This is a genomic window from Streptomyces sp. ATexAB-D23 (assembly GCF_000373645.1).
Taxonomy (GTDB): Bacteria; Actinomycetota; Actinomycetes; order Streptomycetales; family Streptomycetaceae; genus Streptomyces; species Streptomyces castrisilvae.
The window spans coordinates 61403-88339 of sequence record NZ_KB892016.1 but is presented as its reverse complement, the minus strand read 5'-3'; the positions used below and the strand labels follow the sequence as shown (position 1 = coordinate 88339).

26 protein-coding genes and 1 tRNA gene are annotated in these 26937 nt (G+C 72.3%); 16 read left to right on the top strand and 11 right to left on the bottom strand.

All coding sequences use genetic code 11. The features are described 5' to 3' along the window. Positions 1-31 precede the first annotated feature (31 nt). The 4 genes from B082_RS0117040 (at position 32) to B082_RS0117025 (ending at position 4618) form a co-directional block, all read left to right on the top strand. Positions 32-973, top strand: coding sequence for an ABC transporter ATP-binding protein (locus B082_RS0117040; protein WP_018553021.1), 942 nt, complete (start codon positions 32-34; stop codon positions 971-973). Beyond that, on the top strand, positions 958-1866 hold the full coding sequence (locus B082_RS0117035) for an ATP-binding cassette domain-containing protein (RefSeq protein WP_018553020.1): 909 nt from the start codon (positions 958-960) through the stop codon (positions 1864-1866). Before B082_RS0117040 ends, B082_RS0117035 begins: the two co-directional genes overlap by 16 nt. Beyond that, complete coding sequence (locus tag B082_RS0117030) at positions 1863-4274, top strand: beta-mannosidase (RefSeq protein ID WP_018553019.1); 2412 nt, start codon at positions 1863-1865, stop codon at positions 4272-4274. The genes B082_RS0117035 and B082_RS0117030 overlap by 4 nt, the downstream gene beginning before the upstream one ends. Positions 4275-4532: 258 nt before the next feature. Next, positions 4533-4618, top strand: a tRNA-Leu gene (locus B082_RS0117025). A gap of 102 nt (positions 4619-4720) precedes the next feature. Here B082_RS0117025 and B082_RS0117020 read toward each other — a convergent pair. Next, complete coding sequence (locus B082_RS0117020) at positions 4721-5149, bottom strand: hypothetical protein (RefSeq protein ID WP_026249881.1); 429 nt, start codon at positions 5147-5149, stop codon at positions 4721-4723. Then, positions 5146-5847, bottom strand: coding sequence for a helix-turn-helix transcriptional regulator (locus B082_RS0117015; RefSeq protein ID WP_018553017.1), 702 nt, complete (start codon positions 5845-5847; stop codon positions 5146-5148). The genes B082_RS0117020 and B082_RS0117015 overlap by 4 nt, the downstream gene beginning before the upstream one ends. Before the next feature lie 118 nt (positions 5848-5965). On the opposite strand from B082_RS0117015, the gene B082_RS0117010 reads away from it, so the two are divergent. The 3 genes from B082_RS0117010 to B082_RS0117000 all read left to right on the top strand — a co-directional run bounded on the left by B082_RS0117010 (position 5966) and on the right by B082_RS0117000 (position 8123). Then, positions 5966-6706 carry a DUF2249 domain-containing protein gene (locus B082_RS0117010; protein ID WP_018553016.1) on the top strand — a complete coding sequence of 247 codons (741 nt, stop codon included), beginning with the start codon at positions 5966-5968 and terminating at the stop codon, positions 6704-6706. A 138-nt stretch (positions 6707-6844) separates the two neighbouring features. Further along, positions 6845-7723 (top strand): Bax inhibitor-1/YccA family membrane protein, encoded by an 879-nt coding sequence (locus B082_RS0117005; protein WP_018553015.1) that lies wholly within the window; start codon positions 6845-6847, stop codon positions 7721-7723. 82 nt (positions 7724-7805) lie between these two features. Continuing rightward, entirely contained in the window at positions 7806-8123 is a 318-nt protein-coding gene (locus B082_RS0117000) for a hypothetical protein (protein WP_018553014.1), read from the top strand. 84 nt (positions 8124-8207) lie between these two features. Here the strand turns inward: B082_RS0117000 and B082_RS0116995 are convergent, their stop codons facing one another. From B082_RS0116995 to B082_RS0116980, 3 genes are all read right to left on the bottom strand, one after another. After that, positions 8208-9047: a hypothetical protein gene (locus B082_RS0116995; RefSeq protein WP_018553013.1), complete on the bottom strand. Its 840-nt coding sequence runs from the start codon at positions 9045-9047 to the stop codon at positions 8208-8210. Positions 9048-9319: 272 nt separating this feature from the next. Next, positions 9320-10540: an acetyl-CoA C-acetyltransferase gene (locus tag B082_RS0116990; RefSeq protein WP_018553012.1), complete on the bottom strand. Its 1221-nt coding sequence runs from the start codon at positions 10538-10540 to the stop codon at positions 9320-9322. Positions 10541-10672: 132 nt separating this feature from the next. Next, positions 10673-11716 (bottom strand): SGNH/GDSL hydrolase family protein, encoded by a 1044-nt coding sequence (locus B082_RS0116980; protein WP_018553011.1) that lies wholly within the window; start codon positions 11714-11716, stop codon positions 10673-10675. 164 nt (positions 11717-11880) lie between these two features. Here B082_RS0116980 and B082_RS0116975 point away from each other — a divergent pair, with 164 nt between their 5' ends. Next, positions 11881-13290, top strand: a complete 1410-nt coding sequence (locus B082_RS0116975; protein ID WP_018553010.1) for a cystathionine beta-synthase — start codon at positions 11881-11883, stop codon at positions 13288-13290. 319 nt (positions 13291-13609) lie between these two features. Here the strand turns inward: B082_RS0116975 and B082_RS0116970 are convergent, their stop codons facing one another. Continuing rightward, complete coding sequence (locus tag B082_RS0116970; RefSeq protein ID WP_018553009.1) at positions 13610-14035, bottom strand: hypothetical protein; 426 nt, start codon at positions 14033-14035, stop codon at positions 13610-13612. Between the two features lie 171 nt (positions 14036-14206). On the opposite strand from B082_RS0116970, the gene B082_RS0116965 reads away from it, so the two are divergent. After that, positions 14207-15046, top strand: a complete 840-nt coding sequence (locus B082_RS0116965; RefSeq protein WP_037710337.1) for a MurR/RpiR family transcriptional regulator — start codon at positions 14207-14209, stop codon at positions 15044-15046. A gap of 573 nt (positions 15047-15619) precedes the next feature. On the opposite strand, the gene B082_RS0116960 is transcribed toward B082_RS0116965, so the two are convergent. The 4 genes from B082_RS0116960 to B082_RS0116945 all read right to left on the bottom strand — a co-directional run bounded on the left by B082_RS0116960 (position 15620) and on the right by B082_RS0116945 (position 17745). Then, positions 15620-15994: a hypothetical protein gene (locus B082_RS0116960; protein ID WP_018553007.1), complete on the bottom strand. Its 375-nt coding sequence runs from the start codon at positions 15992-15994 to the stop codon at positions 15620-15622. 61 nt (positions 15995-16055) lie between these two features. Continuing rightward, entirely contained in the window at positions 16056-16511 is a 456-nt protein-coding gene (locus B082_RS0116955) for a roadblock/LC7 domain-containing protein (protein WP_018553006.1), read from the bottom strand. Positions 16512-16549: 38 nt separating this feature from the next. After that, entirely contained in the window at positions 16550-17341 is a 792-nt protein-coding gene (locus B082_RS0116950) for a helix-turn-helix transcriptional regulator (RefSeq protein ID WP_018553005.1), read from the bottom strand. Continuing rightward, positions 17338-17745, bottom strand: a complete 408-nt coding sequence (locus tag B082_RS0116945) for a hypothetical protein (RefSeq protein WP_018553004.1) — start codon at positions 17743-17745, stop codon at positions 17338-17340. Before B082_RS0116945 ends, B082_RS0116950 begins: the two co-directional genes overlap by 4 nt. 245 nt (positions 17746-17990) lie before the next feature. On the opposite strand from B082_RS0116945, the gene hutU reads away from it, so the two are divergent. From hutU to hutI, 4 genes are read left to right on the top strand one after another with little or no spacing between them, the layout of a single operon-like run. Next, positions 17991-19652, top strand: coding sequence for a urocanate hydratase (hutU, locus tag B082_RS0116940; protein ID WP_026249880.1), 1662 nt, complete (start codon positions 17991-17993; stop codon positions 19650-19652). 38 nt (positions 19653-19690) lie between these two features. Next, positions 19691-20902: an allantoate amidohydrolase gene (locus B082_RS0116935; protein ID WP_026249879.1), complete on the top strand. Its 1212-nt coding sequence runs from the start codon at positions 19691-19693 to the stop codon at positions 20900-20902. Beyond that, on the top strand, positions 20893-22278 hold the full coding sequence (locus tag B082_RS0116930; protein WP_018553001.1) for a formimidoylglutamate deiminase: 1386 nt from the start codon (positions 20893-20895) through the stop codon (positions 22276-22278). Before B082_RS0116935 ends, B082_RS0116930 begins: the two co-directional genes overlap by 10 nt. 53 nt (positions 22279-22331) lie before the next feature. Further along, the gene (hutI, locus tag B082_RS0116925) at positions 22332-23519 is read left to right on the top strand and encodes an imidazolonepropionase (protein ID WP_018553000.1); all 1188 of its coding nucleotides are present in this window, start codon (positions 22332-22334) and stop codon (positions 23517-23519) included. Positions 23520-23631: 112 nt separating this feature from the next. On the opposite strand, the gene B082_RS0116920 is transcribed toward hutI, so the two are convergent. After that, positions 23632-24666 (bottom strand): RNA polymerase sigma factor SigF, encoded by a 1035-nt coding sequence (locus B082_RS0116920; protein WP_026249878.1) that lies wholly within the window; start codon positions 24664-24666, stop codon positions 23632-23634. A 283-nt stretch (positions 24667-24949) separates the two neighbouring features. Here B082_RS0116920 and B082_RS0116915 point away from each other — a divergent pair, with 283 nt between their 5' ends. From B082_RS0116915 to B082_RS0116905, 3 genes are all read left to right on the top strand, one after another. Continuing rightward, positions 24950-25318 carry an STAS domain-containing protein gene (locus tag B082_RS0116915; RefSeq protein ID WP_018552998.1) on the top strand — a complete coding sequence of 123 codons (369 nt, stop codon included), beginning with the start codon at positions 24950-24952 and terminating at the stop codon, positions 25316-25318. A gap of 244 nt (positions 25319-25562) precedes the next feature. Then, the gene (locus tag B082_RS0116910) at positions 25563-26072 is read left to right on the top strand and encodes an ATP-binding protein (RefSeq protein ID WP_018552997.1); all 510 of its coding nucleotides are present in this window, start codon (positions 25563-25565) and stop codon (positions 26070-26072) included. Positions 26073-26239: 167 nt separating this feature from the next. After that, positions 26240-26911 carry an LPXTG cell wall anchor domain-containing protein gene (locus B082_RS0116905; protein ID WP_018552996.1) on the top strand — a complete coding sequence of 224 codons (672 nt, stop codon included), beginning with the start codon at positions 26240-26242 and terminating at the stop codon, positions 26909-26911. The last annotated feature ends 26 nt before the right edge of the window (positions 26912-26937 follow it).

Here is a 26937-nt window from a genome sequence, read left to right as displayed (position 1 = left end):
ACCACCACAGTTCTCCCGGAGGCCTGAGCACATGACCCTGACCGTGACCGATCTCCGGGTCCACTACCGCACCCTGCGCGGTGAGGTCCGGGCCCTGGACGGCGTCTCCTTCGACCTCGCCGACGGGGAGATCCTGGGCCTGGCCGGCGAGTCCGGGTGCGGCAAGAGCACGCTCGGCAAGTCGCTGATCCGCCTCGACGGCCGGATGCGGCACGCGGGCGGCACCGTCACCCTCGACGGCGACGACGTGCCGGTGGCCGACGACCGCGCGATGAACGCCTTCCGCTTCCACCGCATCTCGCTCGTCCCGCAGTACTCCATGAGCGCCCTCAACCCGACCCGGCGCATCGGACGCATGATCCGCGAGCTGCTCGCCTCGCGGGGCGTCGGCGTCGACACCGCCGAACTCCACCGCAGGCTCGACCTGGTGGGCCTGGACCACGACGTCCTGGACCGCTACCCGATCGAGCTGTCCGGCGGCATGAAACAGCGCACCGTCATGGTGATCTCCACCCTGCTCGACCCGTCCGTCCTCATCGCCGACGAGGTGACCTCCGCGCTCGACGTCTCCACCCAGCGCGCCGTCGTCGGCGCGCTCACCGGGCTGCGCGACAAGGGCCTGGTCACCAGCATGATCTTCGTGACCCACGACCTCGGCCTCACCTCGCACATCGCCGACTCCATCATGGTCATGTACGCGGGCAAGCTCGCCGAGAAGGCCCCCACGAAGGTCCTGACGACCGCGCCCCGCCACCCGTACACCAAGCTGCTGCTCGGCTCGCTCCCCGCCGTCGGCGCCCGGTACGCCGACCAGCCCCTCAAGGGCATCGCCGGCGCCCCGCCCTCCCTCCTGAACCCCCCGGCCGGCTGCCGCTTCCGCGACCGCTGCCCGGTCGCCGACGAGCGGTGCGCCGATGAACCGCCCGTCGTGGAGATCGCCCCCCGCCACTCCGTCGCATGCTGGAAGGCCTGATGCTGACCCTCGACCACGTCACCAAGACCTACCGCGCCGGAGCGTTCGGCGGCGGCTCCGTCACCGCCGTCGACCGGGTCTCCTTCACCGCCGCGCCCGGCGAGGTCGTCTCCCTCATCGGCGAGAGCGGCAGCGGCAAGTCCACCATCGGCCGGATGATCCTCGGCCTCACCGGAGTCAGCTCCGGCACCCTCACCCTGGACGGGCGGCGGGTGCGCCCCGGCAAGGACTTCTACCGCCGCGTCCAGGGCGTCTTCCAGGACCCCTTCTCCTGCTACAACCCCGTCTTCCGCGCCGACCGCGTCTTCGACCTGGTCCGCCGCGCCTACCACCCCGGCGTCGGCGACAAGGAGTGGGGCGACCGTGTCGAGAAGGCGGTACGGGACGTGCGCCTGGACCCCGCCCAGGTCCTCGGCCGCTACCCGCACCAGCTCAGCGGCGGCCAGCTGCAACGCCTCCTCATCGCCCGCGCCCTCCTGCTCGACCTGAGCTTCCTGGTCGCCGACGAGATCACCAGCATGCTCGACGCCTCCACCCGCATCGACGTCCTCAACCTCCTGGCCGGGCTCAAGGAACGCGGCCTCGGCGTCCTCTACATCACCCACGACCTCGCGCTGGGCACGTACCTCGCCGAGAAGACCGTCGTACTGCGCCGCGGACGCGTCGTGGAGCGCGGCGACACCCAGAAGGTCTTCGGCAACCCCCTCCACCCCTACACCCGCACCCTGCTGGCCGCCGTGCCCCGCCTCAACCAGCCGTGGGACCCGCCGGAGCCGGTCACGTCCTGCGCCTTCCACGAGGCGGGCGCCGCCACCACCGACCTGTACGAGACCGAGCCGGACCACTTCGTCGCCTGCGCCCAGCTCCCCGACTGCGGAAGGACCCCCGCGTGACCCTTCGCCACCTCCCCCTGCACGACGGCTGGACGCTGCACCCCGCCGGCCCCGTGCCGCTGGGGCTCCCCACAGGAGGCGTCCCCGCCACCGTCCCCGGCTGCGTCCACACCGACCTGCTCGCCGCCGGGCTCATCGACGACCCGTACCTGGACGACAACGAGACCCGGCTGAACTGGATCGGCCGCACCGACTGGACGTACCGCACCACCTTCGACTGGACGCCCGACGGACACGACCACGCGGCCCTCTGCTTCGACGGACTCGACACCGTCGCCACGGTCCTGCTCAACGGCACCGAGGTGGGCCGCACCGCCAACCAGCACCGCTCCTACCGCTTCCCCGTCCGCCCGCTGCTCCGCGAGGGCGCCAACACGCTCGACGTACGCTTCACCGCCCCGTACACGCACGCCGAGGAGCTGCGCGACCGGCTCGGCGACCGCCCCGGCGCGTACGCGGAGCCGTACGCCTTCATCCGGAAGATGGCCTGCAACTTCGGCTGGGACTGGGGCCCGACGCTCGTCACGTCCGGCATCTGGCGCCCGGTGGCCCTGGAGACGTGGAGCGGCCCGCGCATCGCGTCCGTGAAGCTCCTCCCGGACCTGGACGCGGCCGGGGTGCCGCGCCTGACCGCCGAGCTGGAGATCGAACACGACGGCCTCGCACCACTGTCCGGCGAGGTCGGAGTGGTCGGCGCGGGCGCCGTCTTCATCGCCACGGAGGACGAACACCGCATCTCGGTCACCCTCTCCGTCCCCCAGGCCGAGGTCTGGTGGCCGCACAGCCACGGCGAGCAGCCCCTGTACGAGGTGAAGGTCCGCGTCGGCGACGACGTCCGCCACCTTCGAACGGGCTTCCGTGCCGTCACCCTGGAACGCGAGGCGTTCCGCGTCTCCGTGAACGGCGAGCCGGTCTTCGTACGCGGCGTCAACTGGATCCCCGAGGACTGCTTCCCGGCCCGCCTCACCCGGCAGCGGATCTCCGAACGCCTCGACCAGGCGGTCGCCGCCCACGTCAACCTCATCCGCGTCTGGGGCGGCGGCCTCTACGAGAGCGACGACTTCTACGAACTCTGCGACGAGAAGGGGCTGCTGGTCTGGCAGGACTTCCCGTTCGCCTGCGCAGCCTACCCGGAGGAGCAGCCGCTGTGGGACGAGGTGGCGGCCGAGGCCCGCGAGAACGTCACCCGCCTCGCCCCGCACCCTTCACTGATCCTGTGGTGCGGAAACAACGAGAACCTGGAGGGCCACGCCGACTGGGGCTGGCAGGAGGAGCTGGGCGACCGCACCTGGGGCCACGGCTACTACCACGACCTGCTGCCCTCGATCGTCGCCGCGACCGACCCGACCCGCCCGTACTGGCCGGGCTCCCCGTACTCCGGCACCCCCGACGCCCACCCGCAGGACCCCGAGCGGGGCACGATCCACATCTGGGACGTGTGGAACCGCGCCGACTACCTCGCCTACGCGGACCGGGTGCCGCGCTTCGTCGCCGAGTTCGGCTTCCAGGGCCCGCCCGCGTACGCCACGCTGCGCCGCGCGGTCAGCGGCCCGCTCACCCCCGGCGCCCCGCTCCTGGCCCACCACCAGAAGGCGGACGACGGCAACGCCAAGCTGCTGCGCGGCCTGGGCGACCATCTGCCGCAGCCCGGCGACGACTTCGACGACTGGCACTGGCTCACCCAGCTCAACCAGGCCCGCGCCCTCGCCTTCGGCATCCGCCACTTCCGTTCGCACGCCCCGTACTGCATGGGCACGATCGTCTGGCAGCTCAACGACTGCTGGCCGGTCGTCTCCTGGTCGGCCGTCGACGGCGACGGCCGCCGCAAACCGCTGTGGCACGCGCTGCGTTCGGTCTACGCCGACCGCCTGATCGCCGTACGCGACGGCTCCGCCCATCTCGTCAACGACACCGCGACCCCGTGGACCGGCACCGTCCGCCTGACCCGGTACGCCCTGGACGGCACGGTCCTGGCCGAGGAGACACAGCCGGTGACCGCCGCCCCCCGTACGACCACCCGCGTACCCCTGCCCCCGTCGGTGGCCACCCCCGCCGACCCCGCCCGCGAACTCCTGTCCGCCCGCCTGGACGACACCAGGACCCTGCACTTCCACGAGGAGGACACCCGGCTCGCACTCCCGCCGGCGCGCTACGAGGTGACGGTGACGGAGTCCGACGAGGACGGCCTCCCGGCCTACCGCGTCGAGGTCACGGCGGGCACCCTGCTCCGCGACCTGTCCCTCTTCCCCGACCGCCTCCACCCGGACGCCGAGACCGACGACATGCTCGTCACCCTCCTCCCGGGCGAAACCGCCACATTCCGGGTCACCGGGGCGGCCCTGGAGGACCCGTCCGCCCTCGGCGCGCGCCCGGTCCTGCGGTGCGTGAACGACCGGATCGAGCCCTGAATTCGGCCACGGGGTGGCGCGCCCCTGGCGATCGGTGGCGCGCCCCTGGCGAAACGCCTGTGTCCGTGCGGCGACTTTCCGTCAATTCGGCCGCCGCCCCAGGGGTCCCACCACCTCGTCCGGGCATGAGGCCGCGCCTCCGACGTGCACTGACGGGGTCTCAAGCGATCGATAAATAAGACAACATCGAGCCACCGTCCGGCTGATCGCGGCGAGCCCCCCGGATAGGGTCATGTGCCAACGCGGAGCCGCGCGCCAGCCCGGATGGTGGAATGCAGACACGGCGAGCTTAAACCTCGCTGCCCCTCGGGGGCGTACCGGTTCGAGTCCGGTTCCGGGCACCATCGCGCATGTGTTCTCCGGCAGTCCGGCGGCCGGAGTGAGGTCGGAACCGGACCGGCGCACCGGCGGATCCGGAGAGCGATTCGCTTCCGGGACCGCCGCGCTCAAGCGGTCAGCGCCGTCGCGCCGAGGGCGATCAGGGCCAGGACCTTGGCGGACTCCAGGGCGACGTAATACAGGTGCGCCGTCGAGCGCGGCAGGTTCTCGCCGGCGAGTACGCGGTCCGAGCGGCGGTTCAGGCGGGGGCGTACGAACGCGAGCTGGGCGGCCAGGAGGCAGGCGGAGACCGCGGTGAGGACGATGACGGCCGTCGTGGGCGAACCGGTCGCGACCGCGGCGATCAGGACGAGCGCCAGGGCGGCCTCGGTGAGGTTCAGGGCCCGGAAGACCAGTCGGCCGATGCCGAGGCCGATGGGGATCGTGACGCCGGGCGCCCGGAATTTCAGCGGTGCCTCGATGAAGGAGATCGCCAGCACCATCCCCAGCCAGACGAAGGTCACGGCTCCCGCCGTGGCCGCTGCTCCTGCGTTCATCGCGGCGTTGCCTCTCTCTCGGGTGCGGCGCCGGCCGGGGCGAGGTGGGCCAGGCAGACGTCGGGTTCGGTGAATGGTTCGATCCGGGTGGCCCGGACCGGGGCCCGCATCTCCGCCAGCGCGCCCTGCATCAGGCCGAGATGGAGCGGGCAGACGACCTGCCCGTGCTCCTCGGCCAGTTCGAGGAAGGGGCAGTGGCGCAGCCGGATCGCTCCGGGCACGGCCTCGGCGCCGCCCGGGGGTTCGGGGGCGAAGCCCAGATCGGTGAGCATGGCGGTCAGCCGGGCGACCGACTCCGCCGGGGCCGGGCGGTGGAACGGCGGGACCCGGCCGATCAGGTGCTTCCCCCAGGCACGCCCGGTCCGGGTGGCCTTCGCCCCGGCGTCCGCCCCGGCGGAGGCGAGCTCGCTGACGAGCATCCGGGCGAGCAACTGGTAGCCCCGGACGCCGGCGCGGTCCATCCCGGGCCTGGGCGCGTAGAGCGTACGGGGCCGGCCGGGGCCGGAGGAGTCCTCCTGGACGCCCTCGACGGCGCCCTGCGTCACGAGGGCGTCCAGATGGAACCGCACCGTGTTGGGGTGCACGCCGAGCCGCCCGGCCACCTCGGTGACGCCGAGCGGGACGGCTGAGGCGCGCAGCGCTTCCAGGACCGCTCGGCGTCGCGGACTCTGCGCCGCGTCCCTGCCGTCATGGGCCATGCCGGCCACCCTCCCTGGCTCCGGAGGCGGTCGGAAACCGCCGAGTGAAGAATTTTTCCAAATTCTACATGTAATAATCGCGTTCCCAGTTCCGGATGGTGAACAGGAGCACTCCGCCATGGCGCCGTCAGCCGACATCCACATCGAGGCCACCGAGACCGACCCCGTGGTCCGTGCCCGGACCGCGATCAGCCGCGGACACCGTGCACTGCTCGCCGGCCTCGCCGCGTTCACCGGCCCCGAACCGGCGGCCGGTCACCGGGAATCCGCGCACGCGGACCTGACCGGGTTCTGCACCGGCGAGCTGCGCCGCCACCTGGCCGCCGCCGACGCGACGCTCTACGCCGCAGCCTCCGGAGCCGCCGGCACGCGACTGCTCGTACGGGCCCTGCGCACCGGACGCGCCGCGCTCGACACCCGTATCGACGCGCTCGCCGCCACCGGGGACGCCGCTGCCGCGGTGCCGCTCGCGCGGGCGGTCGAGGCCGTGCTCGCCGTCCATCTGGAGGTCGAGGAGTCGGTCCTGGTGCCCGCGCTCGCCGCGCTGCCCGGCGCGGACCTGCCCGCCCTCGTCGAGGACATGGGCACCCTGCTCGCCGGCGGCCGGCTGGAGACCCCGGCGGTCATCGACGTCCGCGAGATTCCGCACGGACGCAGGCACCCGCGGATCTTCGCCCGGTTCGACCGGCTCGGCCCCGGAGAGTCCTTCACCCTGGTCAACAACCACGACCCCAAGCCACTGCGCCGCGAGTTCGAGGCCGCCCACCCCGGTGCCCACACGTGGGACTACGTCGAGTCCGGCCCTGAGGTCTGGCAGGTCCGCATCGGGAGGCCGGAGCGGGCCGAGGGAGCGCGGTAGGCGTCCCAGGGGCGGGAAAAGGTGGAGGCGGAGCGCCCGGTGCGGGTGGGAAAGATCCTCCCCTGGCACTAGGCTCATTGCTTTGCCTACCCATTACTCTTATGGGAAGGCCACGCTGGGTGGCCATGGAGGAGTGAGATGAGGAGCAGCAACCCGGTCTTCTCGCGACGGGGCTTCAGCCGCGACAACGGTTACGCCGGTTTCAACGCGTCACCGCAGGCCGGGGCCCCCGCAGCGGGCGCCAACCCGTACGCGCAGGGCACCGCCCCGAACCCGTACGCCACGAACCCCTACGCACCCGCGGGCGGCGTCCCGCAGGCGCCGGCGCGCTCCGGCGCGATGACGATCGACGACGTCGTCACCCGTACCGCGATGACGCTGGGCACGGTCGTCGTCGGTGCCGCGCTCGCCTGGGCGCTGCTGCCGGTCGACGAGGCGAACCTCAACAAGTCGTACGGCATCGCGATCGGCGCCGCGATCATCGCGTTCGTGCTGTCGCTCGTCCAGTCCTTCAAGCGCAAGCCCGTACCCGCGCTGATCATCTCGTACGCCGCCTTCGAGGGTGTGTTCCTCGGGGTCATCTCCAGCGCGGTCAGCACCTACATCGGACCGGGCGTCGTGATGCAGGCGGTGATGGGCACCATGTGTGTCTTCGCCGGTGTGCTCCTCGCGTACAAGATGCGCTGGATCCGCGTGACCCGCCGGTTCTACGGCTTCGTGATGGCCGCCGCCATGGGCTTCATGCTCCTGATGGTGGTCAACCTGCTCTTCGCCGCCTTCGGCGGCGGTGACGGCCTCGGCTTCCGCAGCGGCGGCCTCGGCATCCTCTTCGGTGTCGTCGGCATCATCCTCGGCGCCTGCTTCCTGGCCCTCGACTTCAAGCAGGTCGAGGACGGCATCGCGTACGGCGCCCCGCGCGAGGAGTCCTGGCTGGCCGCCTTCGGCCTCACCATGACCCTGGTGTGGATCTACCTGGAGATGCTGCGTCTGCTCTCCATCCTCAGCGGCGACGACTGATCGCCCCGGGACCGTCGAAGCGGCCCGCAGACTCCGTCCGGAGTCCGCGGGCCGCTTCGCGTGTGCGGGGTAGGGTCGGCAGGTGCTCGATACGACTGCCCTGATCACCGCCGTGGACCGATTCGCCGACCGGCTGCGCGCCGCCCCGCAGAGCAGGCTGCGGCGGGGAGCGGCGGCCGAGGGACTGGCTTCGGCGCGGGAGCTGGCGGTGCGGGCGCAGCGCGCCGAGGCGCCGGACCGGGAGCCGAGGGTCATGCCGGACGCCGGGATGTTCGCGGTCGGCGACCAGCTCGCCGTCGCGGGGCGCGACCTGGCGGTGGCACTGGAAACGGCCCCGTCCGTCGAGCTGGACGAGGCCGTGCGATTCGTCGAGGAGGCCGCCGCGCGGGCCTTCGCGTAGGGGGTGGCACGCGCGGGGTCCGAGGGCGGCCGGCGAGTGCCGCTCCCGGTGGAGTGGGGGTGGAGCCGGAGACCGGTCGGAGCGCTAGAAGCTCGCTATGACGCGGTCGGCCAGTATGTAGACGTTCTCCCGGCCGCACGAGAACGTCAGCGCGTACGCACCGGAGACGCCGGAACCGCCCAGCAGCACCGGGTGCTCACCCGCGCGCAGCGATTCGGCCAGACGTTCGGCCGTCTCGCGGTGGCCGGGGGTCATGCAGAGCGTGGTGCCGTCGGCGAACACGTAGACGTCGAGCGTGCCGAGCGGTCCGGGGCGCACGTCGGAGAGCTCGGTGCGGCTGTCGGCCAGCTCCTCCAGGCGGTTCACCGTGCGCTCGTGGTCGGTGACGACGGGTGTCTGCACCGGCACGAAGTCGGGGTGCGAGGGGTGGCGGCGGCGGGCCGCGGCCAGCTCGGGGGAGTCCTCGGCGAACTCCGCGGTCTCCGGCAGCTCGGCCATGTCCGTCAGCTCCGTCACGCCGGCGAGCTCGGTCAGCTCGTCCAGCGCCTCGGTGGCGTCGGGGTCCATCGATTCGAGACCGGCGAAGTCGCTCTGGCGGGGCATGAAGAACGGCGCGTCCTCGCCCAGACCGGCCAGACCGCCCAGCAGCGAGGGGGCGTCGGCGGCGTCCCGCGCCTCCTGGGAGGCCCAGAACGCACGGGCCTCGGCGAGCTCCCGCTCCCGCTCCTCGGCCAGCGCGTCGGCGACCGCCGCGCGTATTTCTTCGGCGGAGGTGGTGTCATGGCGACTCTGAGCGGGTACGGCCGTTGTACGGGCGTGGCCGTCGGCCAGCTCCTTCCGCAGGGCCGAAACCTGCTTGCGCAGCCCGTGAGCAGCGTGCAGAGCGGCGGCGCCCACGGCCGTGGCGGCGGCGGTGGTCAGCAACAGGGCAAGAGGCATGGCGCTCACTGACTTACTCCCGGTTTCAATCGATCCTCCGACTTCCTACATCAGCTTGTGCCCCAACGGCACCCTGTGTCAGTGCATTACGTCACGAATTGGACAGGTCTTTGTGCCCGGGGTACCCCCCTGGTGTGGGTGTGACCTGCGGAAATGACTCTCCCCCAGGAGATAGATCACATCCTGGGGGAGATTCGGTCACGGTCGGGGCTCGGAACCGGCCACCGCGTCGCGCGGGGCCGGAAGGCCGGGTCCGCTCAGCTCAGGCGCTCGATGACCATCGCCATGCCCTGGCCGCCGCCGACGCACATGGTCTCCAGGCCGAACTGCTTGTCGTGGAACTGGAGGCTGTTGATCAGCGTGCCGGTGATCCGCGCGCCGGTCATGCCGAAGGGGTGGCCGACGGCGATGGCGCCGCCGTTGACGTTGACCTTCTCCAGCGGCAGGCCGAGGTCGCGGTAGGAGGGGATGACCTGCGCGGCGAACGCCTCGTTGATCTCGGCCAGGTCGATGTCGCCGATGGCCAGCCCGGCCCGCTTCAGCGCCTGCTTGCTCGCCTCGACGGGGCCGTAGCCCATGATCTCGGGGGAGAGGCCGGAGACCCCGGTGGAGACGATCCGGGCCAGCGGGGTCAGGCCCAGCTCGCGGGCCTTGGTGTCGGACATGATCACGAGCGCGGCGGCGCCGTCGTTGAGCGGGCAGCAGTTGGCGGCCGTGACCAGGCCGTCGGGGCGGAAGACGGGCTTGAGGCCCTGGACGCCCTCCAGCGTGACGCCCGCGCGCGGCCCGTCGTCCTTCGCGACGACCGTGCCGTCCGGCGTCGTCACCGGGGTGATCTCGCGCTCCCAGAAGCCGTTCTTCAGGGCCTCCTCGGCGAGGTTCTGCGACCGTACGCCGAACTCGTCCATGTCCTGGCGGGTGATGCCCTTGAGCCGGGCGAGGTTCTCCGCGGTCTGGCCCATCGCGATGTACGCGTCCGGGACCAGGCCGTCCTCGCGCGGGTCGTGCCAGCTCGCGCCGGACTCCTCGGCGCGGGCCGCGGTGCGCGCCTCGGCCTCGGCGAAGAGCGGGTTGTGCGTGTCCGGCAGGCTGTCGGAGTTGCCCTTGGTGAAGCGGGACACCATCTCGACACCGGCCGAGATGAAGACGTCGCCCTCGCCGGCCTTGATGGCGTGCAGGGCCATGCGGCTGGTCTGGAGCGAGGAGGAGCAGTAGCGGGTGACCGTACAGCCGGGAAGGTGGTCCATTCCCATCTGTACGGCGATGACGCGGCCCAGGTTGTTGCCCTGCTCGCCGCCGGGCAGGCCGCAGCCGAGCATCAGGTCGTCGATGTCCTTCGGGTCCAGCTCGGGGACCTTGGCCAGTGCGGTCCGGATGATCGTGGCGGTCAGGTCGTCGGCACGCAGGTCCTTCAGCGACCCCTTGAAGGCCCGGCCGATGGGCGAGCGGGCGGCAGAGACGATCACGGCTTCGGGCATCACGCGGCTCCATGAGGGCTGGAAGGCTGTCTGGCACGACTGCTCTGGAAGTTACCCGGACGTACCTCCGAGGTCACCCGACGCGGCATGTGATGCGGACCTCTTTTCTAAGCAACCGCTCAGTCAGTTGTCTCACGCGTGGCGCGGCGAGGTGCCGGTGTCGGTGCCGGAATGGCGTTCGAGCCGCGTGGAGCCACCGGCCTCCGGGTGCGGATGCGGTTCCGTGGGCGCGGGCAGGCGCCGCCGCCTGCGGTGCTTGAGCAGCGCCCAGGGCGCACGGGCCCCGGTGACCTCCGTACCGGCCTCCTTGGCCGCCTGGGAGGCCGCCTTGGCCACCGGCAGCATGCCCTCGCTGCGGGCGCCGTCCAGCCGGTCCGTCTCCGGCCACAGGCCCAGCACCGCGCAGAGCGTCGGCAGGACCGCCATGGACGCCGTCGCGTACCCCTCGGCGGAGGGGTGGTAGTTGTCCGGGCCGAACAGCTCCCTCGGGTTCGCCTCGAACTCCGGGCCCAGCAGGTCGCCCAGCGACACCGTGCGCCCGCCCTGCTCCACCGCGCCGATCGTCTGGGCCGCCGCGAGCTGCCGGCTCACCCGCCGGGCCAGCCAGCGCAGCGGCTGGTAGACCGGCTCGATCGTGCCCAGGTCCGGACAGGTCCCGACGACCACCTCGGCCCCGGCCGTCCGCAGCCTGCGCACCGCCGTGGTCAGACAGCGCACCGACTGCGTGGCGGGCATCCGGTGCGTCACGTCGTTCGCGCCGATCATGATCACGCACACGTCCGGCGTCCGGGACGGGTCCGCGAGCAGCAGTGAGACCTGCCGCTCCAGATCGTCCGACCGCGCCCCCGGCAGCGCGACATTGCGCAGATCCACCGGCCGCTCCGACACCGCCGCGAGCCCCGAGGCCAGCAGCGCCCCCGGGGTCTGCCCGGCCCTGCGCACCCCCTGCCCGGCCGCCGTGGAATCCCCGAGCAGCCCGAAGCGCAACGGCTCCGCCGGCCCCGCGAACGCCACCCCGTACCGTCCGTCCGCGCTCGGCGGCACCGGGGCGATACCGCCGCCCACCAGCCGCTTCGCCAGCTGGACCTCCGCCAGCAGGACACCCACCGCCGCGGCCCCCAGCAGCCCGATGCTGCCACCGCCGTAGGCCGCGCCCGCCGCGATCCGCCGTGCCACCCTTGCCGTCGACACAGTCAGGTCCACCTCCTCGTCCCACGTACCGCCGTACAGCCGTACACAGAGCTACCTGCCCGCTACCGGCCGTCGTTCAATCGCTTCACCCAATCCCGGGCTCGTACGCATACGCTTGCCGCACCATCTCGGAGACCCCGGAGTACACGGTGCAATTCCACGATTCGATGATCAGTCTCGTAGGCAACACCCCGCTGGTGAGGCTGCGCAGCGTCACGGCCGGCATCCAGGCGACAGTCCTGGCCAAGGTCGAATACTTCAACCCCGGCGGGTCGGTGAAGGACCGGATCGCCCTGCGCATGATCGAGGCCGCCGAGCAGAGCGGCGAGCTGAAACCCGGCGGCACGATCGTCGAGCCGACGAGCGGGAACACGGGCGTCGGCCTGGCGATCGTCGCGCAGCAGAAGGGGTACAAGTGCGTCTTCGTCTGCCCGGACAAGGTGTCCACGGACAAGATCAACGTGCTGCGCGCCTACGGTGCCGAGGTCGTCGTCTGCCCCACGGCGGTCGACCCCGAGCACCCCGACTCGTACTACAACGTCTCCGACCGCCTGGTCCGTGAGACGCCGGGAGCCTGGAAGCCCGACCAGTACTCCAACCCGAACAACCCCCGTTCCCACTACGAGACCACCGGTCCCGAGCTGTGGGAGCAGACGGAGGGGAAGATCACCCACTTCGTGGCCGGGGTCGGCACCGGCGGCACGATCAGCGGCACCGGCCGCTATCTGAAGGAGGTCAGCGGCGGCGCGGTCCAGGTCGTCGGCGCGGACCCGGAGGGCTCGGTCTACTCCGGCGGCTCCGGCCGGCCGTACCTGGTCGAGGGCGTCGGCGAGGACTTCTGGCCGACGGCGTACGACCGGACGGTCACCGACGAGATCGTCGCCGTGTCCGACAAGGACTCCTTCCAGATGACCCGGCGCCTCGCCAAGGAGGAGGGGCTGCTCGTCGGCGGTTCCTGCGGCATGGCCGTCGTCGGCGCGCTGGAGGTCGCGAAGCGGCTCGGACCCGATGACGTGGTCGTCGTGCTCCTCCCGGACAGCGGCCGCGGCTACCTGAGCAAGATCTTCAACGACGAGTGGATGGCCGACTACGGCTTCCTGGAGGACGCAGGTCCCTCCGCCCGGGTCGCGGACGTTCTGAACCACAAGGAGGGGCCGATCCCGACCCTCGTCCACATGCACCCGGAGGAGACGGTCGGGGAGGCGATCGACGTGCTGCGCGAGTACGGCGTCTCGCAGATGCCGATCGTGAAGCCGGGCGCGGGCCACCCGGACGTGATGGCCGCCGAGGTCATCGGCTCGGTGGTCGAGCGGGAGCTGCTGAACGCGCTGTTCGCGCAGCGCGCCTCGCTCTCGGACCCGCTGGAGAAGCACATGTCGCCGCCGCTGCCGCAGGTCGGCTCCGGCGAGCCGGTCGAGGACCTGATGGCGGTGCTCGGCGGTACGGGAGCCGCGGACGCGGCGATCGTGCTGGTGGAGGGCAAGCCGAAGGGCGTGGTCAGCCGCCAGGACCTGCTGGCGTACCTGGCGAAGGACACGGCCGCCGCCACGAAGCCGTAGGACGGTGCGCACGCGCTTCGCGAAAACGGTACGTGTGCGACACGCGGGCGCAGCACCGGCTTAACACGGCTCCGGCACATTGGTGGGTGTCGGCGGTGAAGCCCGCCGGCACCGAGTACGGCGACACGGACTACGGAGCGGCTCCCGGACCTCCACCGTCGCCCGGACGCGCAGACCGGCCCTGACCCGGACCGCGTCGTCCTTCGCGGGGACCGCCGTCGTCCCGCCCCCCGGGCAACCGGGGGTGTGGCGGTCCCCGCGACACCTCTTTGCGTGCGACGCGCTCACGCCTCCGCCTCCGGACATGTGAGCCGTGCGCTCACTCCTCCCAGTCGGAGGCCGCCCGCCGCTCCTCGCGCCCGCGGAACAGGCGCCTGCCGTGGCCCGCCTGGAAGACGTTGACGCCGACGATCCCGAGCCAGGCCACGATGAGCCCGCCGATGCCGGCGTTCGCGGCGCCGATGGCGGACAGCGGGACGGCCAGGACCAGCGAGATGATCCCGAACCCGAAGCGCTCGCCGAAGTGCCCCATGGGCTGCCCCGGCGCACGCGCGCCCCGGGCGACGGCGGTCTGCTGCTCCGCGAGGTGCCGCCGGACCCTGCGGTCGAGCGTGACGTCGAGTCGCTGTTCCACCTTCTCCAGGAACGACTCGACGAGCGCGGAATCGTAGTCGGTCCCCAGCTCGCTGCGGGCCTGCAAGGTGGCCTTGAGCTCCTTGTCGAGCTCGGTGTCGGGTGCGTCCATGGTGTCCACGGTACGAAGAGGAGCCGCCCGGGACAGTGGGGCTAGCCCCCGTGTTCGGCGCGCGGGGCGGGTCCGCGGCAGCCGCCTGCATATGGACATGCAGGGGCCGTGCTGGCTGAATGGATTCGTCGGCGCCGGACCTCGGCACGGCGGATCTACCGAGGGGACAGGATGAGCGGGAGCAGCCCGGCCGCGCGGTTGCAGGAGCTGTTCGAGGGGCGCAGGCTCACGCCCACGCAGCGACGCATCGCGCACTCGATGGTGCGCAGGGCCGGTGACGCCCCGTTCCTCTCCAGCGTCGAACTCGCCGAACTGGCCGGGGTCAGCCAGCCCTCCGTCACCCGGTTCGCCGTCGCTCTCGGCTTCGACGGCTACCCCGCCCTGCGCAAGCACCTGCGGGAGGTCGCCCCGGCGGGCCCGGAGACGGGGGAGGAGACGTACAACGAGTACCAGCAGGCGGTGCTCGGCGAGATCGAGAACCTGCGCCACCTCGCCGAACTCCTCGCCGACCCGGGACCCGTCGAACGGGCCGGCCGCCTGCTCGCGGCCTCCCGCCCGCTGCCGGTGCTGGGCCTGCGCGCCGCGTCCTCGCAGGCGCGGGGGTTCGGGTACTTCGCCGCGAAGGTGCACCCGGACGTCCGGGTGCTCGACGAGGGCGGCAGCATGCTGCACGACCGGATCGACGCCGCGCGCCGGGCCGGGGCGACGGCGCTGATCTGCTTCGCGCTGCCGCGCCACCCGCGCGAGGTCGTGGACGCCCTCGCGTACGCGCGTGACCGGGGGCTCACCGTGGTGTCCGTCGCGGACTCCGCGTTCGCGCCCGTGGCCCGCCACAGCGACCTGCTGATCCCGGCGGCCGTGGGCACCGGGCTAGCCTTCGACACGGCCTGCGCGCCGATGCTGCTGGGGCGCGTCCTGCTGGAGGCCATGTGCGACGCCCTGCCCGACGCCCAGGCCCGCCTGGAGGAGTTCGACGCGGGGGCGGTGGCCCGGGGCCTGTTCGTGGAGTAGGAGGCGCTCGCCCGTGCCGGACCGGCGGGGCCCTTGGGCGGGCGGCATCCCCGGGGCTCGCCCCGGTCCGGGGCACGGATCTTTGTCCTCAACCGCCGGACGGGCTTGAATGCGGCGCCGGCCCCCGCGGGTTTGCCCCGGTCCCAACCGGAGGGTTCCGTCCTCAATCGCCGGACGGGCTTGGGTGGGGCGCCGACCCCCGCGGGTTTGCCCTGTCCCGGGGCGGAGGGTTCCGTCCTCAACCGCCGGACGGGCTCAAAGCACGCCCGCACTCCGCGGGTGGGGTCCGGCCACGCGTCTGCGGCAGACGTACCACCGGCGTACAGACGCAGGCGAACGTGGGTGGGGGCGTGCAGGGCAGTCCCCGCAGAAAATGGCGTACGACCCGGGTACGGCTGCGTACCCGGGTGAACACGCCATTTTTGAGGAGTCTGCCCGGAGGGACCCCACCCCCACCCACCGGACGGTGGGCGACCCGTACCCCACGGACGACGACGCCACCCCAAGCCCGTCCGGCGCTTGAGGACGGAACCCCGCACCCCGGACCCCCGCACCCCGCACCGCGGCAGACGCTCAGACCTCCAGGTCCGCCTCGATCTTCTTCAGCTGGTGCCGCGCCATCGCCAGGTTCGCCCGCCCGGCGTCCAGCACCAGGTAGAGGAAGAGGCCCGTGTTGCCCCGGGACTTGAGGAGCCGGATCAGGTGGTACTGGGTGCCGAGGGTGATGAGGATGTCCTCGATCTCGTCCTGGATGCCGAGGTGCTCCATCGTGCGGAGCTTGGCGCGTACGACGTCGGTGTTGCCGGCGGCCGCGACCTCCAGGTTGAATTCCTTGCCGCCGCCGAGAGTGCCCAGCGCCATGCCGCTCGTGTAGTCGACGAGGGCGACACCGGTGGTGCCCTCGATGGACGACATCGCTTCCTTCAGTGACGCTTCGGTGTTCGCCATGAGTAGGTGTTTCCTTTCCCTGGCCGGCCGTTGCGGCCGGTCACGTTTTGGTTGGGGGTCATCAGGTCGGCCGGTGCGGGAGCGCACCGGGCTGTTGCTGGGGGCGCGGTACGGGCGCGGCCTGCGGGGCGCGGTCCAGGGCGCCGTCGACCAGCGCGCCGATGCGGGAGCCGGCCCGGCGGCCCTCCAGATGGAGCCGCCCCACATTGATCCGGTCCTCGGCCAGCAGCGTCAGGACGGCCTGGGAGCCGGCGGCGTACGTCGCGATGTAGCCCGTCTCGCCGCGCACCAGGAGTTCACGGAAGCCGCCCCGGCCGGTCGCGTCCGTCATCCGGATGGCGACGCCGAGCGCGGCGGCGGTCAGCGCGGCGACCCCCTCGGCCTCCACCCCCGGTGTGTCGTGGGCCAGGACCAGGCCGTCGGTGCTGGCGGCCAGGGCTCCGGAGAGGAGCGGGACCCGGGCCCGTAACCGCTGGAGCTCGGCCAGGAGGTCCTGCGCTTCGGCTTCGGGCACCATCAGCTGTCTCCTTCCGGCACGCTGTCTGAGCGCGCGTATCACAGGGCCTCCAATGCGTTTCGGAGCCGGCGCAACAGGGCGACGTCGGGGTCGGCCGTGACCTCGGGGAGGGTGATCCGGTCCGCCGCGGAGGCGGCGAGCGCGGCCTGCGGGACCGCTTCGACCAGCCCGGCGGCGGTGAGGCGCCGCAGGTCGACCAGGGTGTGGAACGCGGATCTGCCGAGCTCCCGCGCGATGTCGGTGGCCGTACGCGCCCCGTCCACCCGTTCCAGCACCCGGCGCCGGTACGGCGGTACGGGCGCGTCGGCGGGACGGCCGGTCCGCGTCAGCGGGGCCGTGTCCCCGGCCGCGTCCGGCCAGATCCGGTCCAGCAGTTCCCGGCGCCGGAGCGTCTCGCGCTGCACGGCGTCCACGGGGACGGGGCGCACGGGGCCGATCCAGTGCGCGACGCCGTAACGGAAGCGGGCGGGCGTCCGGGTCGGGGCGAGGGCGAAGAACGCCGCGTCGTACAGCGCGCCCAGGTGGCACAGTTCCAGCGCCCCGCCGGGCACCCGGCCGCTGTCCACGAGGTACCGCCCGACCCGCCGGCCGGCCCCCGCCTCGGCGACCGCGTCCCACCAGCCCTCGCGCCGCAGCGCGCCGCCCCGGGTGAGCAGGACGTCGATGCCGGGCGTCGCCGGGGACTCGGCGTGCACCACCTTGCCGTCGGCGAGGTACAGCGTGCCCCGGTCGCGCATGAGGGCGCCGGTGGCCCGCTCGGCGGCGAGGCGCTGGAGCATGGGCGAGAGGACCGGCGCGCCGGCGGACTCCCCCGCGAGGGCGGCTGTCATGCGAGGACCAGCCGCTCGGCCATTTCTCCCAGCCGTATCCGGGCGAGCGCGAGATTGCCCTCCGCGCGGTCCAGCCACAGGTGGAGGAAGACGCTGCTGTCGAAGTCCGTCTCCACGAACCGCAGGATGTGGTAGCCGGCGCGCGTGGTGATGATGACGTCCTCGACCGGCGGCGCGGCCGGCTCCCCGGCGGCCGGCGGGTCCGGTAACCCGATGGCGAAGGCGGGCTGTTCGGCCGCCATCCGGGCCACCTCGGCGGTCTCCGCGGCGGTGGCCTCGTGGTCGCCGTTGGGCGATTCACCGATGGTGCCGAGGGCGAGACCGCTCGTCCAGTCGACGACGGCGGCGCCCCGGGCACCGGGCAGTCTCATGACGTCGAGCAGGCACTCGTCAATTCCGGGCACGCGGATTTCCCCTCCGACACGGTGTTCGGCTGTGACCCTGAGGTTACGCAACGTGCTCTGTCCAGGTGGGGGTTCTGGCATTTTCCATCGGTACATGCAGGTGGCTGCCGGAGAATGCCCCGCGGCGAAGCGGAGTGGGCGGCTCCCGGGGGTGTGCGGGGACCTTCCGGCCGGGGCTGTTGACTGGAGCTATTCACCCACCCAAGATGTGAATAGAAAGTTCACAGTCGCGAGGAGGCACCGCCATGTCAGGACCCCGCCCCGTACGGGCGCCGCGCGGTACGGAACTGAGTGCCCTGGGATGGCAGCAGGAAGCCGCCCTGCGCATGCTGCAGAACAACCTCGATCCCGAGGTCGCCGAGCACCCCGACAAGCTCGTCGTCTACGGCGGCACGGGCAAGGCGGCCCGCGACTGGCGCTCGTTCGACGCGATGGTCCGTACGCTGCGCACGCTCAAGCAGGACGAGACGATGCTCGTCCAGTCCGGGCGGCCGGTCGGGGTCATGCAGACGCACGAGTGGGCGCCGAGGGTCCTGATCGCCAACTCCAACCTGGTCGGCGACTGGGCGAACTGGGAGGAGTTCCGCCGCCTGGAGGCGCTCGGGCTCACCATGTACGGCCAGATGACCGCCGGGTCGTGGATCTACATCGGCACACAGGGCATCCTCCAGGGCACCTACGAGACGTTCGCCGCGGTCGCCGCGAAGAAGTTCGGCGGCACGCTGGCCGGGACGATCACCCTGACCGCCGGACTCGGCGGGATGGGCGGCGCCCAGCCGCTCGCCGTCACCATGAACGACGGCGTCGCGATCTGTATCGACTGCGACCCGCGCGCCATCGAACGCCGCATCGAGCACCGCTTCCTCGACGTGCGCGCCGACTCCCTGGAGCACGCCCTCCAGCTCGCCGTCGAGGCGCGGGACGCCCGCCGCCCGCTCTCCATCGGCCTCCTCGGCAACGCGGCGGAGCTGCTGCCCCGGATGCTCGCCGAGGGCGCCCCCGTCGACATCGTCACCGACCAGACCAGCGCCCACGACCCGCTGGCCTACCTCCCGGCCGGCGTCGACTTCGACGACATGGCCTCGTACGCGGCCGAGAAGCCCGCCGACTTCACCCAGCGGGCCCGCGAGTCCATGGCCCGGCACGTCGAGGCGATGGTCGGCTTCATGGACGCCGGCGCCGAGGTCTTCGACTACGGCAACTCGATCCGCGGCGAGGCACGGCTCGCCGGGTACGAGCGGGCCTTCGACTTCCCCGGCTTCGTCCCGGCCTACATCCGGCCGCTGTTCTGCGAGGGCAAGGGCCCGTTCCGCTGGGCGGCGCTGTCCGGTGAGGCGTCCGACATCCACAGGACGGACAAGGCGCTGCTCGAACTCTTCCCGGAGAACGAGTCCCTGCACCGCTGGATCAGGATGGCCGGCGAGCGCGTCCACTTCCAGGGGCTGCCCGCCCGTATCTGCTGGCTCGGCTACGGCGAACGGGACCGGGCCGGCGAGCGGTTCAACGACATGGTGGCGAGCGGCGAACTCGCGGCGCCGCTGGCGATCGGGCGCGACCACCTGGACTGCGGTTCCGTGGCCTCCCCGTACCGCGAGACCGAGGCCATGCTCGACGGCTCCGACGCGATCGCCGACTGGCCGCTGCTGAACGCCATGGTCAACGTGGCGTCGGGCGCCTCCTGGGTCTCCCTCCACCACGGCGGCGGCGTCGGCATGGGCCGCTCCATCCACGCCGGCCAGGTCACGGTCGCCGACGGCACGCCGCTGGCCGGCGAGAAGATCCGGCGGGTGCTCACCAACGACCCGGGCATGGGGGTGATCCGGCACGTGGACGCGGGGTACGACATCGCGGAGTCCGTGGCGTCGGACAAGGGTGTGCGGGTGCCGATGAGGGAGGACGAGGCGTGACGGCCGTGCGGCCGGGCGGGGGGTCCTCCTTCCAGGAGATGTGGCGGGAGCTCGCGCCCATCGGGCGGGACGCCGGCAGCGGGGGATACCGGCGGTACGCCTGGACGGCCGCCGACGCCGACTGCCGGGCGTGGTTCCGGGCGCAGGCCGAGGCGCGGGGGCTGGTGCCGGAGGTCGACCGGAACGGCAACCAGTGGGCCTGGCTCGGTGACCCCCTCGCGGGGGACGCCGTCGTCACCGGCTCGCACCTCGACTCCGTGCCCGACGGCGGGGCCTTCGACGGGCCGCTCGGCGTCGTGTCCTCCTTCGCCGCGCTCGATGAACTCCGCCGCAGGGGAGCGGAGTTCACCCGGCCGCTGGCGATCACCAACTTCGGTGACGAGGAGGGGGCCCGCTTCGGTCTCGCCTGCGTCGGCTCCCGGCTCGCCGCCGGGCAGCTGACCGTCGAGGCCGCGCACCGGCTGCGCGACGCGGACGGGGTCACGCTCCCGCAGGCCATGGCCGCCGCCGGACACGACCCGGACGCCATCGGGCCCGACCCCGAACGGCTCGCCCGGATCGGCGCGTTCGTCGAACTCCACGTCGAGCAGGGCCGCGCCCTCGACCTCAGCGGCGACCCCGTCGGCATCGCCTCCGCGATCTGGCCGCACGGGCGCTGGCGGTTCGACTTCCGGGGCGAGGCCAACCACGCGGGCACCACGCGGCTCGCCGACCGGCGCGACCCGATGCTCACGTACGCCGAGACCGTGCTCGCCGCACGCCGGGAAGCGGAACTCGCGGGCGCCCTCGCCACCTTCGGCAAGGTCGCCGTCGAGCCCAACGGCGTCAACGCCATCCCCTCCCTCGTGCGCGGCTGGCTCGACTCCCGCGCCGCCGACCAGGACACCCTGGACACCGTCGTCGCCGCCGTGGAACGGGCCGCCCGGGACCACGCCGAACGGGCCGGCATCGACCTCGACGTCGTCCGCGAGTCGTTCACGCCCGTCGTGGAGTTCCAGCACGCCCTGCGCGACGAGCTGGGCGCCCTGCTCAAGGGGTCCGCCCGGGGCACCGGCCGCGCCGTCCCCGTGCTCGGCACCGGGGCAGGACACGACGCGGGCATCCTGTCCGCCTCGGTCCCGACCGCCATGCTGTTCGTACGGAACCCGACCGGGATCTCGCACTCGCCGGCCGAACACGCCGACGAGGACGACTGCGCGGCCGGGGTGACCGCACTCGCCGACGTACTGGAAGGTCTCGCGTGCCGCTGACGACGGAGGGGACGGGCGCGCCCGTCACCCAGACGTACTGGCTTTCCCACGCCTGGCTCGGCACCCATGTCGAGCCGGGCGTCCTCCTGGAGGTGTCCGACGGGCGGATCAACGGCGTACGGACCGGCGCGGACGCGCCCCCGCCCGGCGCGGCCGTGCTGCGCGGGCTCACCCTGCCGGGCCTGGCCAACACCCACTCGCATGCCTTCCACCGCGCCCTGCGCTCCGCCGTGCAGGTCGGCTCCGGGACCTTCTGGACCTGGCGAGAGACCATGTACCAGGTCGCGTCCCGGCTCACGCCCGACACGTACCACTCGCTGGCCCGCGCGGTGTACGCGGAGATGGCGCTCGCCGGCATCACCGCGGTCGGCGAATTCCACTACCTGCACCACGGGCCGGGCGGCACCCCCTACGACAACCCGAACGCCATGGGCGAGGCCCTGATCGCGGCCGCCCGCGACGCCGGCATCCGGATCACCCTGCTGGACACCGCCTATCTCTCCGCCGGATTCGGATCCGGACCCGACCGGTACCGCGAGCCCGACCGGCACCAGCTGCGCTTCAGCGACACGACCGCCGACGCCTGGGCCGAGCGCGCCGCCCTCCTCAAGGGCGACGACCACACGGTCATCGGCGCCGCCGTCCACTCCGTACGAGCCGTCCCGGCCGGTCAGCTCGCCACCGTCGCCCGGTGGGCCGACGAACGGCACGCGCCGCTCCACGTCCACCTCTCCGAGCAGACCGCCGAGAACGACGCCTGCCTCGCCGCCCACGGCCGCACCCCCGCCCGGCTCCTCGCCGACCACGGCGTCCTCGGACCCCGCACCACCGGCATCCACAACACCCACCTCACCGACGAGGACATCGCGCTCCTCGGCTCCACGGCCACCGGCACCTGCATGTGCCCGACCACCGAACGCGACCTCGCCGACGGCATCGGCCCCGCCGCCGCCCTCCAGCACGCCGGCTCCCCGCTCTCGCTCGGCAGCGACAGCCACGCCGTGATCGACCTCTTCGAGGAGGCGCGCGCGATGGAACTCGACGAGCGCCTGCGCACCCGGCGCCGCGGCCACTGGACCGCCGCCGCCCTGCTGCGCGCCGCCTCCGCCACCGGCCACGCCGCACTCGGCCGGCCCGACGCGGGCGTCCTCGAACCGGGCGCGCCCGCCGACCTGGTGACCGTGGCCCTGGACTCCGTCAGGACAGCGGGGCCACTGCCGCGGCTGGCGGCCGAGACCGCCGTATTCGCCGCCTCCGCCGCTGATGTCCGCCACACGGTCGTCGCGGGGCGCCACCTCGTACGCGACGGGCGGCACACTCTGATCGACGACGTCCCCGAAGCGCTCGCGAAGGCCATCGCGGCCCTGCACCACTGAGCAGCGGCGAGGAGAACCCCCGGCGGCCCCCACGCAAGGAGAGCAGTCCCCCGATGACGACGACCGCCATCACCCACATCTCGGCCCTGGTCACCAACGACCCCTCCCTCGGTGACGCGTCCCCCCTCGGACTGATCCAGGACGCGGCCGTCGTCATCGAGGGCGACCGCGTCGTCTGGACCGGTGAATCAAGCAAAGCACCCGCCACTGACAACGCCGTCGACGCGGGCGGCCGGGCCGTGATCCCCGGCTTCGTGGACTCCCACTCCCACCTGGTCTTCGCGGGCGACCGCACCCAGGAGTTCAACGCCCGGATGTCCGGCAGGCCCTACAGCGCGGGCGGCATCCGCACCACCGTCGCCGCCACCCGCGCCGCCACCGACGAGGAGCTGTCCGCCAACGTCGCCCGCTACCTCGCCGAGGCGCTGCGCCAGGGCACCACCACGTTCGAGACCAAGTCCGGCTACGGCCTCACCGTCGAGGACGAGGCCCGCGCCCTGCGCGTCGCCGCCCGCCACACCGACGAGGTCACCTTCCTCGGCGCCCACATCGTCTCCCCGGACTACGCCGGCGACCCGGCCGGGTACGTCGACCTGGTCACCGGCCCCATGCTCGACGCCTGCGCCCCGCACGCCCGCTGGGTCGACGTCTTCTGCGAGCGCGGCGCCTTCGACGGAGACCAGGCGCGGGCGATCCTCACCGCGGGCCGCGCCAGGGGCCTGCACCCCCGGGTCCACGCCAACCAGCTCGGCCACGGCCCCGGCGTCCAGCTCGCCGTGGAGCTCGACGCCGCGTCCGCCGACCACTGCACCCACCTGACCGACGCGGACGTCGACGCCCTGGCCCACTCCGCCACCGTCGCCACGCTGCTCCCGGGCGCCGAGTTCTCCACCCGCGCCCCCTGGCCGGACGCCCGCCGCCTCCTGGACGCGGGCGCCACCGTCGCCCTGTCCACGGACTGCAACCCGGGCTCCTCGTTCACCTCGTCCCTGCCGTTCTGCATCGCCCTCGCCGTGCGCGACATGGGCATGACCCCGGATGAGGCCCTCTGGTCCGCCACGGCGGGCGGCGCCGCGGCCCTGCGCCGCGACGACGTCGGGCGCCTCACCCCGGGCGCCCGCGCCGACCTGGTCGTCCTGGACGCCCCCAGCCACGTCCACCTCGCCTACCGGCCGGGCGTGCCGCTGGTCCACCAGGTCTGGCGCGCGGGCGAGCGCGTCGCGGCACCGTACGGCGGCTGAGGCCTGCCGCCGTACGGCCCCGGGAACGCGGAAGGACCTGCCCCGGCGGGGCAGGTCCTTTCTCCGGCAGGCCTCGCGCACGCGGCCCGGAAGGCACGCGGCGAGGTGTGCGCTACTCGTCCAGTGTCAGACCCCGGCGCAGCTTCACCAGCGTGCGCGAGAGCAGTCTCGACACGTGCATCTGGGAGATGCCCAGCTCCTCGCCGATCTCCGACTGCGTCATGTTGGCGACGAAGCGGAGCGAGAGGATCTTGCGGTCGCGGTCGGGCAGCACGGCGATCAGCGGCTTCAGGGACTCGACGTACTCGATGCCTTCGAGCCCGTGGTCCTCGTAGCCGATCCGGTCCGCCAGCGCGCCCTCGTGCTCGTCCTCCTCGGGCTTGGCGTCCAGCGAGCTCGCGGTGTACGCGTTGCTCGCGGCCATGCCCTCCAGGACCTCGTCGCGGCTGAGGCCCAGGCGGTCGGCGAGCTCGCCCACGGTGGGCGCCCTGTCGAGCTGCTGGGCGAGCTCGTCGCCCGCCTTGGCCAGGTCGAGCCGCAGTTCCTGAAGGCGGCGCGGGACGCGCACGGACCAGCTGGTGTCGCGGAAGAAGCGCTTGATCTCACCGACGATGGTCGGCATCGCGAAGGTCGGGAACTCGACGCCCCGGCTGAGCTCGAAGCGGTCGATCGCCTTGATCAGGCCGATGGTGCCGACCTGGACGATGTCCTCCATCGGCTCGCTGCGGGAGCGGAACCGGGAGGCGGCGAACTTGACGAGGGCCAGGTTCAGCTCGACGAGCGTGTTGCGTACGTAGGAGTACTCGGGCGTGCCCTCTTCGAGGGATTCGAGCCGCGCGAAGAGCGTCTTCGACAGGGCCCTGGCGTCCAGCGCCCCCACTTCGGTGTAGGGCGGGATCTCGGGAAGTCCTTCGAGGCCGTCGGTGTCGAATGCGGCACTGTGCGTGTCCGTGGATATGACACCGTGCATATGTGCGGCGCTGTGCGGGTAGGCGCTACCGCGGGTGAAGCGATCACTGCCACTGCTGGTGCTGTCGGTGCGCGTGCCGTTCGGGACGGTCGCAGCAGGGGAGTCTGATTCGGTCAGTCCCTGAGGACATGCCGACGCCGCGTTCTGGGTACGCGGTTCGTCGAGCCGGGGTGACATGGTCTCCTCCATCGTTCTCGGCATATGGCTGCCGATGCCTATACGTGTTCCTGCGGTGAAGCGGCGCCTCCGAAGCCGGTCGTGTTTTGGGTGTCCCTCTACCCTTACCCGCTCGTCATGGATCGGTACAACCGCCAATTGAGGCTATATGTCCGGTTTGTTGAGGTCTTCGGCTACCGCGTGGCGCACGGAACGCGTAGGGTTTCAAGAACATCAGTGACAGCTGCCACGCATCTGCAGGCAAGGTGATGCGGACAGTGACGAGCGGTGAAGAGGGACGGGCATGGACCGCGGGACGGTCGGCAGTGCGAACCGGGGTCGGCTTCAGGTCGGGGTCCGGACCGAGGGGCGCAGCGAGGTGGTGACGCCGGTGGGTGAGCTCGACCACCACACGGCGGATCTGTTGCGCGAACCCCTGGAGAGCGCGGTCGAGCAGGGGCGTGCGCGCCTGGTGGTCGACTGCTCGCGACTCGACTTCTGTGATTCCACCGGGCTGAACGTGCTGCTCGGTGCACGCCTCAAGGCGGAGGCAGCCGGGGGAGGGGTTCATTTGGCCGCAATGCAGCCGGTGGTGGCGCGGGTCTTCGAGATCACGGGAGCCGAGGCGGTTTTCACCGTCCACGCCTCCCTGGACGAGGCGCTGGCCCCCTGATCGGGAGGCGTTTCGGCGCCCCGGGCGTCTCGTCCGGCACGGGAGTTACGCGATCCGCGTAGCCGAAGTGGGTGTCGTCACGATTCGGCCGGGCAGGAGATCTTCCGGCGAGCCCGGGTGGCCAGGCCGCCCGTACCTGTGCGGTTCCTGTATCAGTGTCCGTATCGCTATTTGTTTTCTGTATCTGTTCCATGGGTCGTATCCGTTCCAGGGCGACATGGTGAATCGGTGAGGTGAAGCGCTGATGAGCACCACCCGGCAGCATCCGCCGGGCGGCCTCGGCCGCGAGCCGGAGGGCACGGGCGTTTCCTCCGCCGAGCCCGTCCGGCCGGCCGAGGGCGCCGAGCGGCAGTGGCGCACGCTGTCGTTGCGGGAGGCCACCGGCATCGTGCCGACGGCCCGTGATTTCGCCCGCCAGGCGCTCCAGGACTGGGGCTGGCTCCCCGCCTCCAGTGCCGACCGCCGCGCGGCCGCGGAGGACGTCCTGCTGGTCGTGTCCGAGCTCGTCACCAACGCGTGCCTGCACGCGGAAGGGCCCGACGAGATCCGCATCGCCCGCGGCCCGAAGATGCTGCGCGTGGAGGTCGCCGACGGCGGGGCCGGCCAGCCCTCGCCGCGTACGCCGCACCGGGCGGGGCGGCCCGGCGGGCACGGCATGTTCATCGTGCAGCGGCTCTGCATGGACTGGGGGGTCGTCCGGGTGCCGGGCGAGCCCGGCAAGACCGTCTGGGCGGAGCTGGCCGCCCCGGCATAACCCCCACCGCTGCCCGTACCCCCTCGAAGAGCGCGCCGGATCGGCGCGCTCTTTGTCTTCCCTCCGCAAGGCCCCGGGCGTACCTTGAGCGCCCGATCTGATGTGTCGTCAGTTATTCGTGCCGCATCGCGGCGGCGCGCGGCGACCCGGCCTGAGAGGAATTCGAGGTGCCGAACCAGAAGCGAACAGCTCTCGCGCTGGCGTCCGGTCTTGCGGGCGCGGCGGTGCTGCTGGCCGCGCCCGCCGCCCACGCGACGGTCGTCGACGTCGACTACAAGTGCAAGACCCCGATCGGGGACAAGGCGGCCGTCTCGCCGATCGACATCAAGAGCGTCAGCAGCGGCAGCGGCTACAAACTCACGATGTCCTTCCAGAAGGGCGTCTCCTCCAGCCCGGTCGAACTCGGCAAGGGCGCCATGAACCCCAGCGCGGTCATCGAGGTGGGCGGCGCCGACCCCGGGCAGCTCACCGTCACCGGGCCCGCCAACACGGCCGCCATCCCCGCCAACAGCCCCATCAAGATCAGCGACCTGAGCGGGACGTACACCCCGAAGAAGAGCGGCAAGGTCACCTTCACCGCCGGAGTCCTCACCATCAAGGCCCTCGGTACGACGACGACCTGCACCCCCGCCAACAGTCCGGGCCCCTCCCTCACCCTCGACGTCACGGCCGCGGGCGGCGGTGGTGCGCCGGCCGAGCCGTCCACCGAGAACGCGCTGCCCAAGACCGGACCGATGGACTCAGCCATCGCGCTCGGCACCCTCGGCGGCACGGTCCTGCTGACGGGCGCGGCCGGAGTCCTGTGGCTGACCCGGCGCGGACAGCGCACGGCGGGCTGACCTCCCCGCGCGACCCGCCCCCCGCC

Bases quoted from the DNA above. Each gene is read 5' to 3' on its own strand.
- B082_RS0116955 (WP_018553006.1), bottom strand. From the start codon at position 16,511: ATGGTGCCCGAAGCCGAAGCGCAGGACCTCCTGGCCGAGCTCCAGCGG.
- B082_RS0116960 (WP_018553007.1), bottom strand. From the start codon at position 15,994: ATGGCGAACACCGAAGCGTCACTGAAGGAAGCGATGTCGTCCATCGAG.
- B082_RS0116965 (WP_037710337.1), top strand. From the start codon at position 14,207: ATGAGCGGGAGCAGCCCGGCCGCGCGGTTGCAGGAGCTGTTCGAGGGG.
- B082_RS0117005 (WP_018553015.1), top strand. From the start codon at position 6,845: ATGAGGAGCAGCAACCCGGTCTTCTCGCGACGGGGCTTCAGCCGCGAC.
- B082_RS0117010 (WP_018553016.1), top strand. From the start codon at position 5,966: ATGGCGCCGTCAGCCGACATCCACATCGAGGCCACCGAGACCGACCCC.
- B082_RS0116970 (WP_018553009.1), bottom strand. From the start codon at position 14,035: ATGGACGCACCCGACACCGAGCTCGACAAGGAGCTCAAGGCCACCTTG.
- B082_RS0116910 (WP_018552997.1), top strand. From the start codon at position 25,563: ATGAGCACCACCCGGCAGCATCCGCCGGGCGGCCTCGGCCGCGAGCCG.
- B082_RS0117015 (WP_018553017.1), bottom strand. From the start codon at position 5,847: ATGGCCCATGACGGCAGGGACGCGGCGCAGAGTCCGCGACGCCGAGCG.
- B082_RS0116950 (WP_018553005.1), bottom strand. From the start codon at position 17,341: ATGACAGCCGCCCTCGCGGGGGAGTCCGCCGGCGCGCCGGTCCTCTCG.
- B082_RS0116935 (WP_026249879.1), top strand. From the start codon at position 19,691: ATGTGGCGGGAGCTCGCGCCCATCGGGCGGGACGCCGGCAGCGGGGGA.
- hutU (WP_026249880.1), top strand. From the start codon at position 17,991: ATGTCAGGACCCCGCCCCGTACGGGCGCCGCGCGGTACGGAACTGAGT.
- B082_RS0117040 (WP_018553021.1), top strand. From the start codon at position 32: ATGACCCTGACCGTGACCGATCTCCGGGTCCACTACCGCACCCTGCGC.
- B082_RS0117020 (WP_026249881.1), bottom strand. From the start codon at position 5,149: ATGAACGCAGGAGCAGCGGCCACGGCGGGAGCCGTGACCTTCGTCTGG.
- B082_RS0116915 (WP_018552998.1), top strand. From the start codon at position 24,950: ATGGACCGCGGGACGGTCGGCAGTGCGAACCGGGGTCGGCTTCAGGTC.
- B082_RS0116920 (WP_026249878.1), bottom strand. From the start codon at position 24,666: ATGTCACCCCGGCTCGACGAACCGCGTACCCAGAACGCGGCGTCGGCA.
- hutI (WP_018553000.1), top strand. From the start codon at position 22,332: ATGACGACGACCGCCATCACCCACATCTCGGCCCTGGTCACCAACGAC.
- B082_RS0116990 (WP_018553012.1), bottom strand. From the start codon at position 10,540: ATGCCCGAAGCCGTGATCGTCTCTGCCGCCCGCTCGCCCATCGGCCGG.
- B082_RS0117035 (WP_018553020.1), top strand. From the start codon at position 958: ATGCTGGAAGGCCTGATGCTGACCCTCGACCACGTCACCAAGACCTAC.